18 protein-coding genes and 3 pseudogenes are annotated in these 15,499 nt (G+C 57.5%); 15 read left to right on the top strand and 6 right to left on the bottom strand.

Annotated elements, in window-relative coordinates:
- Window positions 1-62 precede the first annotated feature (62 nt).
- Genes FHK95_RS16460 through pdeM form a run of 4 tightly spaced genes read left to right on the top strand, consistent with a single transcriptional unit; the run spans window position 63 to window position 5,755 of the window.
- Complete coding sequence (locus FHK95_RS16460) at window positions 63-1,058, top strand: ligase-associated DNA damage response exonuclease (RefSeq protein WP_150305722.1); 996 nt, start codon at window positions 63-65, stop codon at window positions 1,056-1,058.
- Window positions 1,058-2,653: an ATP-dependent DNA ligase gene (locus FHK95_RS16455; protein WP_150305721.1), complete on the top strand. Its 1,596-nt coding sequence runs from the start codon at window positions 1,058-1,060 to the stop codon at window positions 2,651-2,653. Before FHK95_RS16460 ends, FHK95_RS16455 begins: the two co-directional genes overlap by 1 nt.
- The gene (locus tag FHK95_RS16450) at window positions 2,643-5,105 is read left to right on the top strand and encodes a ligase-associated DNA damage response DEXH box helicase (RefSeq protein WP_150305720.1); all 2,463 of its coding nucleotides are present in this window, start codon (window positions 2,643-2,645) and stop codon (window positions 5,103-5,105) included. Before FHK95_RS16455 ends, FHK95_RS16450 begins: the two co-directional genes overlap by 11 nt.
- The gene (gene pdeM, locus FHK95_RS16445) at window positions 5,102-5,755 is read left to right on the top strand and encodes a ligase-associated DNA damage response endonuclease PdeM (protein ID WP_178114827.1); all 654 of its coding nucleotides are present in this window, start codon (window positions 5,102-5,104) and stop codon (window positions 5,753-5,755) included. Before FHK95_RS16450 ends, pdeM begins: the two co-directional genes overlap by 4 nt.
- A 75-nt stretch (window positions 5,756-5,830) precedes the next feature.
- On the opposite strand, the pseudogene FHK95_RS16440 reads toward pdeM, so the two are convergent.
- Window positions 5,831-5,947, bottom strand: a pseudogene (locus tag FHK95_RS16440) (tyrosine-type recombinase/integrase); the annotation flags it as partial.
- A 20-nt stretch (window positions 5,948-5,967) separates the two neighbouring features.
- On the opposite strand from FHK95_RS16440, the pseudogene FHK95_RS20570 reads away from it, so the two are divergent.
- The 5 genes and pseudogenes from FHK95_RS20570 to FHK95_RS16405 form a co-directional block, all read left to right on the top strand.
- Window positions 5,968-6,575: pseudogene (locus FHK95_RS20570) on the top strand (transposase); the annotation flags it as partial.
- Window positions 6,576-6,886: 311 nt separating this feature from the next.
- Window positions 6,887-7,279 (top strand): hypothetical protein, encoded by a 393-nt coding sequence (locus FHK95_RS16425; RefSeq protein ID WP_150305717.1) that lies wholly within the window; start codon window positions 6,887-6,889, stop codon window positions 7,277-7,279.
- Between the two features lie 90 nt (window positions 7,280-7,369).
- Window positions 7,370-7,672 carry a hypothetical protein gene (locus tag FHK95_RS16420; RefSeq protein WP_408003635.1) on the top strand — a complete coding sequence of 101 codons (303 nt, stop codon included), beginning with the start codon at window positions 7,370-7,372 and terminating at the stop codon, window positions 7,670-7,672.
- Between the two features lie 64 nt (window positions 7,673-7,736).
- Entirely contained in the window at window positions 7,737-7,982 is a 246-nt protein-coding gene (locus tag FHK95_RS16415) for a hypothetical protein (RefSeq protein WP_150305716.1), read from the top strand.
- A gap of 481 nt (window positions 7,983-8,463) precedes the next feature.
- Complete coding sequence (locus tag FHK95_RS16405) at window positions 8,464-9,108, top strand: DUF2959 domain-containing protein (protein WP_150305715.1); 645 nt, start codon at window positions 8,464-8,466, stop codon at window positions 9,106-9,108.
- 82 nt (window positions 9,109-9,190) lie between these two features.
- Here FHK95_RS16405 and FHK95_RS16400 read toward each other — a convergent pair whose 3' ends face one another.
- On the bottom strand, window positions 9,191-10,318 hold the full coding sequence (locus FHK95_RS16400) for a zinc-binding dehydrogenase (RefSeq protein WP_150305714.1): 1,128 nt from the start codon (window positions 10,316-10,318) through the stop codon (window positions 9,191-9,193).
- A 317-nt stretch (window positions 10,319-10,635) separates the two neighbouring features.
- Between FHK95_RS16400 and FHK95_RS16395 the strand changes: the two genes are divergently transcribed.
- From FHK95_RS16395 to FHK95_RS20130, 4 genes are all read left to right on the top strand, one after another.
- Entirely contained in the window at window positions 10,636-10,917 is a 282-nt protein-coding gene (locus FHK95_RS16395; protein ID WP_150305713.1) for a type II toxin-antitoxin system Phd/YefM family antitoxin, read from the top strand.
- Window positions 10,914-11,216, top strand: a complete 303-nt coding sequence (locus FHK95_RS16390; protein WP_150305712.1) for a type II toxin-antitoxin system RelE/ParE family toxin — start codon at window positions 10,914-10,916, stop codon at window positions 11,214-11,216. The genes FHK95_RS16395 and FHK95_RS16390 overlap by 4 nt, the downstream gene beginning before the upstream one ends.
- Window positions 11,217-11,350: 134 nt before the next feature.
- A complete protein-coding gene (locus tag FHK95_RS16385) occupies window positions 11,351-11,620 on the top strand; it encodes a type II toxin-antitoxin system Phd/YefM family antitoxin (RefSeq protein WP_150305711.1) in 270 nt (89 codons plus the stop codon).
- Window positions 11,621-11,691: 71 nt separating this feature from the next.
- Window positions 11,692-12,369, top strand: coding sequence for a Spy/CpxP family protein refolding chaperone (locus FHK95_RS20130; protein WP_206668604.1), 678 nt, complete (start codon window positions 11,692-11,694; stop codon window positions 12,367-12,369).
- Between the two features lie 82 nt (window positions 12,370-12,451).
- Here FHK95_RS20130 and FHK95_RS20350 read toward each other — a convergent pair.
- Together FHK95_RS20350 and FHK95_RS16370 are read right to left on the bottom strand one after the other, a co-directional pair.
- Window positions 12,452-12,619: pseudogene (locus FHK95_RS20350) on the bottom strand (type II toxin-antitoxin system YoeB family toxin); the annotation flags it as partial.
- Entirely contained in the window at window positions 12,600-12,872 is a 273-nt protein-coding gene (locus FHK95_RS16370) for a type II toxin-antitoxin system Phd/YefM family antitoxin (protein WP_150305710.1), read from the bottom strand. The pseudogene FHK95_RS20350 and the gene FHK95_RS16370, both read right to left, overlap by 20 nt.
- 205 nt (window positions 12,873-13,077) lie before the next feature.
- Here FHK95_RS16370 and FHK95_RS16365 point away from each other — a divergent pair, with 205 nt between their 5' ends.
- Both FHK95_RS16365 and FHK95_RS16360 read left to right on the top strand, forming a co-directional pair.
- Window positions 13,078-13,320, top strand: a complete 243-nt coding sequence (locus tag FHK95_RS16365) for a type II toxin-antitoxin system Phd/YefM family antitoxin (RefSeq protein WP_150305709.1) — start codon at window positions 13,078-13,080, stop codon at window positions 13,318-13,320.
- Window positions 13,317-13,580 carry a Txe/YoeB family addiction module toxin gene (locus FHK95_RS16360; protein ID WP_150305708.1) on the top strand — a complete coding sequence of 88 codons (264 nt, stop codon included), beginning with the start codon at window positions 13,317-13,319 and terminating at the stop codon, window positions 13,578-13,580. The genes FHK95_RS16365 and FHK95_RS16360 overlap by 4 nt, the downstream gene beginning before the upstream one ends.
- A 267-nt stretch (window positions 13,581-13,847) precedes the next feature.
- On the opposite strand, the gene FHK95_RS16355 is transcribed toward FHK95_RS16360, so the two are convergent.
- Both FHK95_RS16355 and cyoE read right to left on the bottom strand, forming a co-directional pair.
- A complete protein-coding gene (locus FHK95_RS16355; RefSeq protein WP_235906813.1) occupies window positions 13,848-14,465 on the bottom strand; it encodes an SCO family protein in 618 nt (205 codons plus the stop codon).
- 5 nt (window positions 14,466-14,470) lie between these two features.
- Window positions 14,471-15,376: a heme o synthase gene (cyoE, locus tag FHK95_RS16350; protein WP_150305706.1), complete on the bottom strand. Its 906-nt coding sequence runs from the start codon at window positions 15,374-15,376 to the stop codon at window positions 14,471-14,473.
- Between the last annotated feature and the right edge of the window lie 123 nt (window positions 15,377-15,499).

Raw genomic sequence — 15,499 nt, 5'->3', positions numbered from 1 at the left:
GCGCTTCGATTGTCCCACCTACAGGTGTCGATCTTCGACGTGTCACAGGGGCGCTGTACCGCATGCGTGATCCGCTCATCATTCCCACCGATGAAGGCCTGTTCTGTCCGGCGGGTAATTTTCATATCGATCCGTGGCGCCCGGTCGCCACGGCCGTCATCACCCATGCCCATGCCGATCACGCCCGTGCCGGCAGTGAACACTATCTGGCCCAGCACGACAGTTTGCCGATCATGCGCCACCGGCTGGGCGAGCACGAATTCACCGGGATGGAGTATGGCGAGCAGCGGCGTTTCGGCGCTATCACCCTGAGCCTGCATCCGGCCGGCCATGTGCTGGGCAGCGCCCAGGCGCGACTTGAACATGATGATGGCCGCGTCTGGGTGGTGACCGGCGATTACAAACGCGATCCCGACCCGACCTGCGCACCCTTCGAAGTTGTCCCCTGCGACACCTTGATCACCGAGGCGACCTTTGCCTTGCCCTGTTATCGCTGGCCACCGGTGGAGCGGGTCGGCGAGCAGATCTGGCAGTGGTGGTCAGCGCATCCGGACCGCCCCTGCATTCTCTTCACCTACGCGCTGGGCAAGGCGCAGCGGGTGCTGGCCGCGCTTACCGAACATACCGATCGTCCGGTGTACGTCCACGGAGCGATGGTAGCGATGACCGATATTTACCGGCAGGCCGGGGTAAAGATGCTGCCGACAACGCCAATCTCGGAACTGCCCACTGACCATGATTTCGGCGGTGAGCTCATCCTGGCACCGCCCTCTGCCGCCGGCTCGTCGTGGATGCGGCGCTTCCGCAACGCGAGCACCGGTTTTGCTTCCGGCTGGATGCGGATACGCGGCAACCGTCGCCGTCGCGGCTATGACCATGGCTTCGAACTCAGCGACCATGCTGACTGGCCGGCTCTGCTGCGCACCATCCGCGAATCCGGTGCCAGCACCGTGCTGACCACCCACGGCCGCAGCGATGATCTGGTGCGCTATCTGCGCGAGTGCGAAGGCCTTCAAGCCTACGAACTGGACACCCTCTACGGCGGCGAGGACGACTGATGCAGGCCTTCGCCGACATGTACACCGCACTGGACGCCACCACCCGGACCCAGACCAAACTGGATGTGCTCACTGCCTATTTCGACGGCATCGATCCCCACGACGGCGCCTGGGCGGTGTACATACTGACCGGGCGGCGCATGAAACGGCTGGTCGGGCCGCGACGTTTGCGCGAATGGCTGGCAGAGGCCAGTGGCCTGCCCGAATGGCTGGTCGAAGAAACCTATCAGCACGTCGGCGATCTGGCTGAAACCATCAGCCTGCTGATGGAAGACGATACTGAACGCCCGGCGGTGCAGGGCAGTTTCGCCGGCTGGGTCGAGCAGAACATCCTCAGCCTGCGCAGTCTGGAAGAAGAACAGCGCAAGGAACAGGTCATGGCGCTGTGGCGCGCACTGCCGCGCCACGCTTGTTTTCTATACAACAAATTGCTTACCGGCAGTCTGCGTGTCGGTGTATCCCGTGGTCTGGTGGAGCGCGCTCTGGCGACGCTCAGTGGCAAGCCGCGGGCGTTGATCGCGCGCCGGCTGATGGGCGAGTTCGAGCCCAGTGCCGCTTTTTATCAGCGGTTGTTCGACGAAGAAGGCCGCCAGGAGCGGCAGGGCCAGCCCTATCCTTTCTTCCTGGCCTCACCGCTGGAAGGTGACCCCGCTGATCTGGGCGATCTGCACCAGTGGCTGGCGGAATGGAAATGGGACGGCATCCGCGCACAACTTATTGCCCGGCCCAGCGGTATCTGGCTCTGGTCGCGTGGTGAAGAACCCATGGGCGGCCGTTTCCCTGAGGTGGAGGAGGCCGCGCTGGCTTTGCCGGAGGTCGTGCTCGACGGCGAGTTGCTGGCCTGGGACGCCGATGTGCTGCCCTTTTCACAGATGCAGCGTCGTATCCAGCGCAAGACGGTCGGACCCAAGCTCCTCAAGGAAGTCCCGGTGGTATTTCTCGCCTATGACCTGCTTGAACACCAGGGCGAAGACTGGCGGCACAAGCCGCTGGAAGAACGGCGCAATGCGCTGGATGCCATCCTCGCCGAAGCAGCACAGCCGGCGCTACGACTGAGTCCGATGACCGACGCCAGCGATTGGCCGGCTCTGGCGACAATCCGCGAAAGCAGCCGCGAGCGCCGCGTCGAAGGCCTGATGCTCAAACGCCGCGCCAGCCCCTATCGCAGCGGCCGGATACGCGGCGACTGGTGGAAATGGAAGATCGATCCGCTGAGCATCGATGCCGTGCTCTTGTATGCCCAGCCGGGGCACGGCCGGCGCGCGAATCTGTACACCGATTACACCCTGGCGGTGCGCGACGGCGACAGCTTTGTGCCCATCGCCAAGGCCTACTCCGGTTTGACCGACAAGGAGATCCAGCAACTCGATCACTGGATTCGCCGTAATACCATCGAGAAATTCGGCCCGGTGCGCTCGCTCAAACCGCAGCAGGTGCTGGAAATTGCCTTCGAAGGCATTCAACCCTCGCCAAGGCACAGGTCCGGGATTGCGCTGCGTTTTCCGCGGATCGCCCGCTGGCGTCAGGACAAACCGGTGGAGGAGGCCGACACCCTCGATCAGGTCAAAGAGCTGCTGCGTATCTATGGCAGCTGACGGCATCAAGGCAATTGAAGACTGGTTCGCCAACCGCGGCTGGCAACCGGCACCCTTCCAGCGTTGCACCTGGGCAGCCTTTCGTGACGGGCAGTCCGGGCTGATCCATGCGTCCACCGGTTCCGGCAAAACGCTCGCTGCCTGGCTGGGTCCGGTATCCGTGGCGCTGGAGCAAACCAGAGCGCCGGCCGGGCTGCGGGTGTTGTGGATCACGCCGCTGCGGGCGCTGGCTTCGGATACCGCGGGCAATCTGCAGGAGGCGGTCGACGGGCTGGGACTTAACTGGCAAGTGGAAACCCGCACCGGTGATACCAGCGCAAGCGTGCGTGCCCGGCAGCGGCGCAAGTTACCCGAGGCGCTGGTCACCACCCCCGAGAGCCTGTCTGTGCTGCTGTCCTACCGCAACGTGGAGGAAAGCTTTCGGCATCTGGACGCAGTCATCGTCGATGAGTGGCACGAGCTGCTCGGTAACAAGCGCGGCGTTCAGCTGCAGCTGTGTCTGGCCTGGTTGCGCGCGCGGCGTCCCGGTCTGCCGGTCTGGGGCTTGTCCGCCACGCTGGGCAATCTGGATGAGGCGATGCAGGTATTGCTCGGCCAAGGCGCAGCACCGGGCGTCAGCGTGGCCGGCGATACGCACAAAACGCTGACCGTGCGCGGCCTGCTGCCCCCGACGCTGGAGCGCTTCCCCTGGGCCGGCCACCTGGGCTTGGCGCAGCTGGAGGGTGTGCTCGAGTATCTGGAGCAGGGCGCCACCGCATTGCTGTTCACCAACACGCGTTCGCAGGCCGAGTTGTGGTTTGAGTCGGTGCTCAAGGCGCGTATGGACTGGTTGACCGAGATCGGCCTGCACCACGGCTCTATCGATCGCAAGCTGCGCAAACGTATCGAGGATGGTCTGCGCGATGGCAGCTTTCGTTGCGTTGTCTGTACCTCAAGTCTGGATCTGGGCGTGGATTTTTCGCCGGTCGATCGCGTAGTGCAGGTTGGCAGCCCCAAGGGCGTTGCGCGGCTGATGCAGCGCGCCGGACGCTCTGGCCACCAGCCCGGCGCTACCAGCGAAATCCTCTGTGTACCGAGCCACGCCTTCGAACTGGTGGAGATTGCTGCCGCCCGCCGCGCCTGGGAGGCCGGTCGAGTAGAGGCAAGACGACCGCTGCGGTTGTGTCTGGATGTGCTGGTTCAGCATCTGGTGACCCTGGCCGCCGGCCCCGGTTTCAGCGTCGAACAGGCACTGGCCGAAGCCCGCTCCACCCATGCCTTTGCCGAGCTTACCGAGGAGATGTTCCATTGGTGTCTGGTGTTCATCACCCAGGGCGGGCCGGTGCTGGAACACTATCCGCAGTTTCAGCGGGTGGTCGAGCAGGATGGCCTGTTCCGAGTGGAGGATACCGGCATTGCGCGGCGGCACCGCATGGCCATCGGCACCATCACCAGCGACGCGCAAATGCGGGTGAAATTCATGCGCGGCGGCTCGCTCGGCACCGTGGAAGAGTCCTTTATCGCACGGCTCAATCCCGGCGATGTATTTCTGTTTTCCGGCCGGGCGCTGGAGCTGATAAAGGTGCGCGATCTGGTGGCCTATGTGCGGCCAGCCAGCACGCGGCGGCACAGCGTTCCGCGCTGGTACGGTGGCAGGCTGCCGTTGTCATCGGAGCTCGCCGATACCGTGCTGGAGATTCTCGAAGAAGTGGAGAAAGGTATCTACCGGGACGCCGAAGTCGAAGCCATACGCCCGGTGCTGGAAGTGCAGCGGGATCAGTCTGCCTTGCCCGGCCGGCATCACCTGTTAATTGAGCGCTGCCGATCGCGGGAAGGGCACTATCTGTTTATCTATCCCTTCGCCGGCCGGCTGGCCCACGAGGGGCTTGCGTCCCTGTTGGCCTGGCGCATCGGTCAGATCCAGCCGGCGACCTTCTCCCTATCGGTGAATGATTACGGCCTCGAACTGCTGACCTCCACCGAGCCGCCCGAGCTGACCGAAGCGCTGTGGCGCACGCTGCTCAGCCCGGAGCATTTACTCGATGACGTGCTGGCGGCGCTGAACGCCAGCGAGCTGGCGCGCCGGCAGTTTCGCGATATTGCGCGGATCAGCGGGCTGGTGTTCCAGGGTTACCCGGGGCGCGGCAAGACCGATCGTCAGCTGCAGGCGTCAACAGGCCTGCTTTACGACACCCTAGCACGTTACGATCCCGAGCACCGATTACTCGATCAGGCGCGCCGCGAAGTGCTGGAAGATCAGCTCGACATCCGCAGGCTGCGCGATGTACTTGAGCGCGCCGCCGAACAGGAGCTGACCATCGTCACACCGAAGCACTTTTCTCCACTGGGCTTTCCGCTGTGGGTGGACCGCCTGCGCAGCCGCCTGAGTACCGAGAACTGGCGCCAACGCGTGCAACGCATGCTGGCAACACTGGAGCGCAACGCCGACCGCGTCGCGAAAAAACGCAGGTGAGCCGCACGCTGGACTGGGAACTGGCGGGCGAGAAGGTCGTGCTGCATGGCGACAAGGCCCTGTATTACCCCGCCCATGCGACCCTCATGGTCGCCGATACACACTTTGGCAAAGGCGCCTTCTTCCGCCGCAAGGGGCTGGCAGTGCCCACCGGGCAAAGCCAGGACGATCTACGACGTCTCACGGCGCTGATTCATCATTTCAGCCCCAGGCGGCTGATAGTTCTGGGTGACTTCTTCCATCACCGCCCCAGGGAAGGCGAACCTTTCCTCGAGCAATTCCCGGCCTGGCTCGAACGCCATGCGGATGTACGAGTAGAAGCGGTGATCGGCAATCACGACCGACACGCCGAGGGAATCGACATAGGCATCACCTGGCACGCCACCCTCGATCTCGGCCCCTTCCGGCTCTGCCATGAACCAACCAAAGTGCCAGGCAAACACATCCTCGCCGGCCACCTGCACCCCGCGCATACCCTGGCAGTAGGGCGAGACAAACTACGCGCCCCGGTATTCTGGTTCCGCGACGCGGTAACAGTACTGCCCTCATTCGGCGCGCTGACAGGGGGCTGGGACATCAAACCGGACGCTGCCGAGGACGCCGTTCTGGTAGTTGATGGTGAGCTGTTTCAGCTATCTGGTGGGATGTAGCGCATCTGCGGTACGCTGGGGTTGTTAGTACCTGGCGTGCGTTTTACGTAGGGCGGTAGCGTGCCTGGTATTTACTCATCTCAATGGGCTCTGGACCCCGGCGAATGCCTGACCCAACACATGTGTGTAGATCTGGGTCGTGCGAACATCCGAGTGCCCCAGCAGCGTTTGCACGGTCCTGATATCGCTGCCGGGTATAGCAGAAAGTTGCCCAGTCCGTATGGGGCACATTGGATCATTTTGGGCGCGACCCCAAACGACTGAATGGGCAGCTGGGAATGACTGCTGTGCTGCACACTTGGGGGCAGACCCTTGACCAACATGTCCATCTGCACTGCCTGGTACCTGCGGGCGCACTCGGTCGCGATGGTCGCTGGCGTGCCGCCCGCAGTCATTACCTGTTTCCCGTGCGGGTACTGTCCAGACACGCCGGATCGCCATCAGCAATGCACGCCTGCGGCAGGTAGACGAGCACAGTGTGACCTTCAGTTATAAGGACTATCGTCAGGATGCCCCGGCCAGGCAGATGACCCTGAGTGGAGACGAGTTTGTTCGACGATTCCTGTTGCACATCCTGCCCAAAGGACTGATGCGCGTAAGGCACTATGGCTTTCTGGCCAACCGTTGCCGGCGTGCTCGACTTGAGCAGCTAAGACCGGCACTGCGAGCCGGTGATGCTGAGCACAAGGAAAACAGGGTTGGCGCCGCAGTCAGTCCGCCGAACCTCGTGTGTAGCCAATGCAAGCGACCGCACATGTACTGCATTGGAATAATTGCCCCGAATCGGGTGCAAGGTACTGGCCGTTTGCGACGATGTTGAATGCCTGACTGGCCGGGGGAAGACTGCCTGAAAGATCAAGGCACGGGCCGTACTGGCCATAAGATGGCAATCGTAAGGAAATCGCGGTAGTTTTGCGGTATCAAGGAAGCAGAGAGCATCGACATGGACACAAACAACAAGCCCATCAGGTTATTTCAAGCGCCGTGTGGTAGCTGTCCAGCCGTCGCCGTCCCTCCCGTTCAATACAAAACCCTATAGATGCTACGCGACCGGTGTGGCGGCTTAGTCCAACAGACATTTGATCGGAATGCTGCGCACACCGTTCAAATGCTTAGATGTTAGAGGCAGCCATGCTAGAAACAGTTATCGCCGTGATTAGCGGACTAACAGCACTCGGAAGTTTATGGTTTACGGAAAAGCAATGGCGGAAAATAAATAAGAAGATAGCCATGATCACAGATGCAGGAGCCGCTATTGAGGTTTTGCCGGCTTGGTACACGGCTCGAATGATGCAGGATCAATGGTATTTCGGTTTGAGAACAGTCGATGGTCATGTAATCGCTATCAGCAATATAACCGCCATCTCCGATGACGGAAAATGGATGGATGTAAATTTACTAACCGATGATGAAATTCCTGACTGTAAGAATACAAATTTCATCACTGCTGTCGCAGATGACAGAAGAGCTGCATCTATACAGATAGATAAAATCGTTTTTGCATACGACATTATTACGAGTTAGGTCTGCCTCTAACAACTGGTTCAAATCGTTCGCTTCGCTCACTGGGACGGGCTAAAGCCCGCCCCTTAACCAAACGTTAGGTTCAATCCAATGATCACAATCAATCTGAATGACCCAGAACAATTCACCAAGAAGAACGTCTCCAATTTAATCGGCTCGGTAATTGACAACCAAAATTGGCAGTTGCGAGTCACGAAGAGCGGTATTGCATATCTGTCCGACGTAGTCGGCAACCAAAACACTGAGAATCTAGCGTTTCGCTTAGAAACTTGGTGCGCAGGAAATAACTACGTAGGTTTCCAAGCAGCTCATGATGAAAGCTGGGTAAACCAAGTATATGACGACCTCAAAGAAAACTGGCCAAACCCCAAAAGCACGCTGATCGACTATTAAGCCTAACTAGCCGTTCAAATCGCTTACCCCTTAAGCCAAAACGTTAGACCTAAAAGGAAATCTGATGAGCCAGTACGAACTTACAAATATTATAAAAGTATTAGAAATAAGTAGCGCGGAAAAAATCAATAGCTACCTTGATATCGGCTGGATTCTAATTGGCACTTCAAGCGTACAACACTCTGCAAATGGTTACTATTTGTCATACAGTATCGGCTGGTCTAAAAAATTAGGCGAAGTGAAGTTTCCAGAAAAAACAAAAAGCGAAATAGAGCTAGAAAACTGGGCTAATAATTCGTCATCCACCTAACTAGTGGTTCAATTCGTTCGCTGCGCTCACTGGGACGGGCTAAAGCCCGCCCCTTAGCGTAATCGTTAGGTTGCAGAGGGAATATGCACCAGATCAAATAAAATCTATATCCTTGCGCTCACTGCGCTGGCATGGGTACTTGCAGAAGTGCCAATAGCGATTTTTCGCGCGCTGTTTGTATAAGGGACAATGAACTAAAAGGTAAAGAGTTCATCGGCCTTCCGTGCGCCGTCTGCGGAGGCATCGTGCAAGCAGAGCCTAGGACGGAGCGAATTAATAAACGAATGCCCGCGATATTAGGCTTTAGGTCGATAGGGCCATGGCAACGCGCCGCAAGGTACTGCGGACATTAGGGTCAGGTCTTGCCTTTTGCCCTCGTCCGCAGAGGCCTTGGCGCCAGAGGGTATGACCTTCCAGCCTCTAAAGAGGCTATCATCTGTCCCATTCAAGCTCGCAAGAACCCAGCTAAAGGTGAGGATATATGTCGATAAGTCGTTGGTTTTTATTTGCTTTGTTGGTGGCGGCTCTGGCCGGTTGTCAGTCGGCGTATTACGGCGCAATGGAGAAAGTGGGTGTTCACAAGCGCGATATCATGGTCAATCGCGTGGAGTCGGTCCAGGACGCGCAGACTGATGCCAAGGAACAATTCGAATCCGCCCTGGCGCAATTTCGATCCATTATCCAGATCAAAGACCAGGACTTGGCAGCACGCTACGACAGGCTGAACGATGAATACGAAGACAGCAAAGCTGCCGCTCAGGCGGTGACCGACCGCATCAATGCGGTCGAAGACGTCTCCGAGGCTTTGTTCGATGAGTGGGAGGAAGAAATCGAGCTGTACAGCAATGCCAACCTCAAGCGTCAAAGTGCAGCGAAGTTAAGTCAGACCCGGCGGCAATACCAGGGACTCATCAAGGCGATGCGTAGCGCAGAGGCCCGCATGGCGCCCGTATTACAGGCCTTCCAGGATCAGGTGCTGTTTCTAAAGCATAATCTGAATGCGCGAGCCATTGACTCGTTACAAGGTGAGCTGGGGACTATAGAAACAGATGTCGTCCAGTTGATCAGGGAAATGGAAAAATCCATTGCTGAATCAGAAGCCTTTATCAGCAGCCTCCAGGATTAAAGGCAGGATTACCTCTCATGCAGGCGCTGGAGTCAACCTGACTCCAGCGCCCTGGGATGGCCTTGCGGCCAGACGCTAAACGTTAGCTCTGTGGTTTGATCAGGAACTTCTCTCCGGTAGCCTGTTTGCCGTAAACCGAGATCGCATCCAGTTGTAACGCACCGGCCAGGGATACTTCGTGAGTGTAGTGACTAGCGAACGTGGTCTTGATCTCGGCGGCTATGCGCTTGCGCATGGCGGCGGCGGTATCCTTACCCAGTTTCCCCAACGCATTGAACAACAGGAAGCCGTTTACACCCCAGGCAAAACCAAAGGTGCGGTTGAGCGTGATGGGGCCACGATCAAGGCCGCCATAGATATACACCTGCTTGTAGATGTCAGATCCGTACACGCTGTATTCAGTCATGTTGCGAGAGACGGCGGCTTCCATGCAGGTGAGGATGTCGCTAGCCAATCGTCCGCCACCGATAGGGTCGAAGGCGATAGTGGCGCCGGTGTCGATCAGTGCCTGGGTCAGGTCTGCCATAAAGCTGTCGCTACTGGAATTGACCACGTATTTGGCACCCAGATCGCGCAGCAATGCTTCCTGTTCGGGCTTGCGGACGATATTGACCAGGTCGATGCCGTCGGCGATGCAGATGCGGTTAAGCATTTGTCCGAGGTTCGAGGCGGCGGCCGCGTGGACGATGGCCTTGTGACCTTCGGCACGCATGGTTTCTACCATGGCCAATGCAGTAAGCGGATTAACAAAGCTGGAAGCGCCTTCGGCTGCCGTGGTACCCGGCTCCAGTTCCAGACAGCTTTGAACATTGGCACACAGATATTTGCGGTAGCTACCACCGCCAATGAACGCAACGGTTTTGCCCATCAAGCTTTGCGCAGCGGCTGATGAGCCAGCCGCGACGACTGTACCGGCGCCTTCGTTGCCCACGGGTATAGACTTGCCAACCCGCTTTTTAACGGCACCCATGAATTTGGCCGGGACATCGGCACTGATGACTGGGCGGTCGGCACTACCGGATTGCTTGGCAGTGGTCATATCGGCTGCGCTGAACATCACTCCCAGGTCAGACGGGTTGATAGGGGCGGCTTCGATGCGAATGACCACCTGGTTTTCACCTGGCTGCGGGATTTCGATCTCGCGCAGGGCAAGTTCCAGTTTGTTGTCTTCGCTAATGGTCGAAGTCAGTTCGATGTTGGTATCTGACACTTTTTTCTCCTGAAAAAGTTAAGTGGTCTGGTGCTTCGCTAACCGTTGTTACCGCACAAGATGCGGGGCAAGCCCTTGACGCATGCGTGATCTGCGTGGCTGGGCTGTCTGATCGTAGAGATCAATGGGGTTAGAGTAGCTGACTTATTCGATCAGTTTCCCTAAGAGCTGCAGGCCATCGTCCGCGAAGCCACCCGGGCCGCCAACAAAAAGAAAAGCGTAAACCTTCATCTGACCCCAATTTCCCAGGCGCCTTGCCTGCCCTCATAAGATGTCGTACTCTTTAACGTACACTAAAACGTACGGAGGTGATTCCCATGTCTAGGGTTCGTGTCGATGAAGATATCCGCCCTCTGTCTGAATTCCGGGCAGGAGTAGCCACATTTGTAAAACAGATCCATGAAACTCGCCGTCCGATGATACTGACGCAGAGAGGCCGTGGCGTTGCCGTATTGGTGGATGTTCACGAGTACGAGAGAATGCAAGAGCGTCTTGAGGTGCTGGAAGAGGTGTATAAGGCGGAAGAACAGATTGCCTCCGGAGATGGTATTGCGCATGAAGACGCGAAAACTCGGGTTCTGAGCAGCCTCGCTCCATGAAGATCGTTTGGTCCCCGCTTGCGCTGGCGCGTGTGGAAGATACAGCTCGATATATAGCAGAAGATAACCCAGATGCTGCTGTACGGTGGGTGGAAGATTTGTTCGCTACGGTAGAGAGGTTAGCCGACTTTCCGAAAAGTGGGCGAATCGTTCCCGAGGTGGGATCACCTCGTATCAGGGAGGTAATATTCGGGACGTATCGGGTTATTTACAGCGCCAAAAATCAGGTTGAAATTCTCACTGTGCGTCGCAGTAGCCAGTTATTGCGGATGTCCGAGCTCGGTGAGGACGAAACATAACCAGCGGCTCCACAACGATCTATTTTCCGCCGCTCCGCGGCTACAAACTGGCGCGTGAGCCGGGCGTTATGTTCTTGACCGCACCTGTTAACCGGCGCTATTGCTAGCACCAAATCGTTGGCTAGGTAATCACTATGCACGTGAAATTTTCCGAGGACGTCATCCCTCTATCAGACCTGAAGATCAATCCCGGAAAAGTGGTTGGTCGAGCGGAGGATACGCATCGCCCAATCCTGCTTACCAGTCGCGGCCGTGGCATAGCTGTTGTTCAGGGGCTCGAGGATTATGAGAGAACCGCAGAGGATTTGCGGTTTGTAAAGGCGGTGGTGCAGGGGCTTATGGATGTTCGCGAGGGCAATACCGTATCGTTGGAGGACGCCAGGAAAACGTTGGGCATCAAGTAGATGGAATTACGCATCGCACGGTCCGCGCTCGAGGACTTACAGGCTATTCAGGAGTATTACAGAGGGCAAATATGCCACATATCCATCCCGGTGATGATTTCGTGGCTGCTATCCTGGAGCATTGTGGAACGCATCAAATCCACCCTGAGGCTGGCTGCATTGTTCCTGAATTCGGCCTGGCACAAAATGGAAACCATATGAATATCGGAATAACGATCGTGTTCGTAATGGTGCTGTCTCTGGCAGGTCTAGCTTTAGCTTCTGAAGGCTCTCCCTATGCCGACGAAGAATCTCGTGAAGTTAAAGCGCTGTCTAAATCAGAGATTGACGGCCTGCTGTCTGGGAAAGGCATGGGTTACGGCAGAGCCGCAGAACTGAACGGGTACCCCGGTCCCGCGCATGTGCTTGAGCTCGGCGAAGAGCTTTCGCTCACAGCCAGCCAACGGCGAGAAACGGAAGTTATTTTTGCTCGGATGGAGGCTGCGGCCAAAGCTCTTGGTACTGAGCTGGTGGCAGCAGAAAGTGCGCTGGATCAGGCATTCAGAAGCAAGAAGATAGACGAATCGTCCTTGTCGGAACTCGTGAAAAGCATTGGCGATGCTGAGTCTCGTCTGCGCGCAGTCCATCTCAGTGCGCATTTGCAGCAGACCGAAATTCTTGATGATCAACAGATATCCACGTACATGGCTTTGAGAGGCTACAACAGTGCCGGACACGGAAACCATCGCAAGGATCATCACGGGAAATAGAAGCTAACGATGCAATGCACCGCGTGATTGCAGCGTTAGGCGCAAGAAAAATACGAGAAGCATGTCTGTTGGCGTGAGCGAGGCCCAGGTTGTGCTTTAGCGGTTCAGGCTTTCCAAGGCCGGAAGAAGGGTCGTCTGATCGCAGCATTTCCTTGATCAATTTGCACAAGGCCTTGTGCAATCGTTTGTCCTTTTCACGCATAACCTCGTACGCTTCCCGGGTGTAACCCTCAAATACCAGTGATCTCATCCATTTGCTCGCCAGTCGGTTGATAGCCATTTCCACGGGAGTGGGTTTCAAGAGATGCGGCAATCTGCTGCATGAGATTCTTGCTTTGAAGGACGTGAAGGGTTTCCTGTTCTCGCTCCCAGTCGTCGGCGCTCATCACAACGAAAGCATCTCCGGCTCGCCTTGTTACCTTGAGCGGCTCGTGTCTGCTAACCACCTGTTCTACAACGCTTTTCAGGTTGTCTCTGAATTTGTTTACACTAATTGTGTCCATAACGGCACCTTTATGTACTGGCTTTCCGTACGACTGTATGTCAAAGGCCCTAACAAGGCCAAGCACGGCGACAGCTCCTTCGCTCCGGCTTCGCCTTCACTGTGCAAAGCTGCGCGTGCTGGCGGCGTTATGCAGGGCGTTCGCCTTGACGTACGTACCCAAAGGCGTACCCTTTATTCAAAGTTGAACACGCAAGAGGTACGTCATGACCGGCATCACAGCAACTGAGGCGCGTAGCAACCTTTATCGGTTGATTGACGAGACCGCCGAGTCCCACCAACCAATCGTCATCATGGGTAAGCGGAACAAAGCCGTTTTGATATCCGAAGAAGACTGGTCGGCCATTCAGGAAACACTTTACCTGCTCTCCGTGCCAGGTATGCGGGAGTCTATTCGTGAGGGGATGGACACCCCCGTGGATGAATGCGATGAGGAGCTGGACTGGTGACATGGAAGCTGGTTTACACCAAGCAAGCCCAGAAAGATGCAAAGAAGTTGGCCTCCAGCGGCCTCAAACCAAAAGCCCAGGAACTATTGGCACTGATAGCGGAAGACCCATACCGCAAGCCGCCTCCGTTTGAGAAGCTCATCGGTGACCTTGCGGGAGCCTATTCACGCCGCATCAATATTCAGCATCGCCTGGTCTACCAGGTGCTCGAGAACGAACGAGTGGTGAAAGTTCTCCGGCTCTGGAGCCATTACGAATAATGCATAACCAGCCGCTGTTGCCGGACAATTTTTCCACCGTTTCGCGGCTCTCAAATTACCTCGAAGCTTTGGGTTAGTTGAGGAAGAAGGAATGTATGTTCGTCCAGTTAGTGACGGCCAAGAGGCCGCTCTTTTCGAAATACATCGTGCAGTTTTCTACTCGCACATTGATCAAATTTAGGGCTGGGATGAGGATTGGCAGAGGGCCAATTTCGCAGCCGCACTCCATATTTGTGGGGGCGAGACCTCTCGGCGATCTGGCCGTAATTACTGCGCCATGATGCGTGGCAGCCACTGGCTCAGCTCTGCGGGGCGCAACGGCGCCCGGAGGAAACCGACGTATTGACCCTCAGGGTTGATCATTACCACCTGGCCGCTGTGATCGACCAGATAGTTTTCTTCGCTGGTGTCGGGCTCGATATAGGCGATCGACAGGGCGCGGGCGAGGGTGGCGAGTTGTTCAGGATCGCCGCTGGCGCCATTGAAATCCTCGCTGAAGTACTCGAGGTATTCCTGCATCCGTTCGGGTGTGTCTCGGTTCGGGTCGACGCTGATCATGGTGATCTGCAACGACGCTGCCTGATCCTCCGGCAGCTGGTTCTCGATTTCACGCAGCTCAGCCATGGTGGTCGGGCAGATATCGGGGCAGTAGGTATAACCGAAAAACAACAGGTCCCATTGGCCGGTGAGATCATCCCGCGACCAGGGCTCGCCCTCGGCGGACGTCAACTGGATCGCGGGCACGTTACGTGGCGCATCGAACAGAAAAATGCCCGCCTGTGATAGGACTTCCCGGTCCAGCGCGGGCTCGCGGGTAGTGTTATAGACCAGTACGCCAACGATCAGGGCGATGATGGCGAGGAGGATGACAACCGTTTTCTGCACGCCGCTTACAGCCATCCGGCAATACCCACATAGTGATCGACCAGCAGCGCCACGAATAGCCACAGCAGGTACCAGAGAGAAAACTTGAAGGTCTTGATCGCCGCGTGGGGCCGGCTATCGCGCCACAGGGCCCAGGCCCAGTCGATGAAACGCAGGCCGAGGATCAGCGCCACAGCCAGGTACAGCGGGCCGCTCATCTGGATGACGAAGGGCAACAGGCTGACCGCGAGCAGGATGAAGGTGTAAAGCAGGATGTGCAGCTTGGTATAACGCTCGCCGTGGGTGACCGGCAGCATGGGGATATCCACCTTGGCATACTCGGCCTTGCGGTGAATAGCCAGTGCCCAGAAGTGCGGTGGCGTCCAGGCGAAGATGATCAGCACCAGCAATAACCCTTCGGCATCGACCTGACCGGTTACCGCGGTCCAGCCGAGCAGGGGCGGGGCCGCGCCGGCCAGCCCACCAATCACGATATTCTGCGGTGTGGCGCGCTTGAGAAAGGACGTATAGATAACCGCGTAACCAAGCAGCGAACCCAGCGTCAGCCAGGCGGTCAGCGCGTTGACCCACTGCAGCAGAATGCCAAGTCCGGCACCGCCGAGGATTGTGGCGAACAGCAAGGCGCTGAAGGGATTTACGCGGCCCTGGGCCAGCGGGCGGCGTTGGGTGCGGGCCATGTGCAGGTCGATGCGCCGGTCCACGACATGGTTCACCGCCGCGGCAGAGCCGGCGCAGAGCGCAATACCCAGATTGCCGAGCAGCAGCACGTCCCACGGCACGAAACCGTCGGTGGCCAGCAGCATGCCGATTGCCGAGGTAATAATCATCAGTGCGACGACCTTGGGCTTGGTCAGCTCAAAATAGTCGCGCCATCCGGCACTCGCGGGTAGTGCAGTGCTCACGCTAGCCATCTAATCCCCCCCGGCGCTCGTGCGCCTTATCTCGGGAACCTCTGCAAACTTGCTGCGCTTGGCCATGCTGCGTTGAAAGCTCTCGAAAAATGCTCATTTACAACACGTAAACTCCGCCTTTTC

Source organism: Pseudomonas saliphila (assembly GCF_008638345.1).
Classification (GTDB): Bacteria; Pseudomonadota; Gammaproteobacteria; order Pseudomonadales; family Pseudomonadaceae; genus Halopseudomonas; species Halopseudomonas saliphila.
The sequence above is the reverse complement of the archived record's forward strand: the minus strand, read 5'-3'. Positions and strand labels throughout refer to the sequence as shown.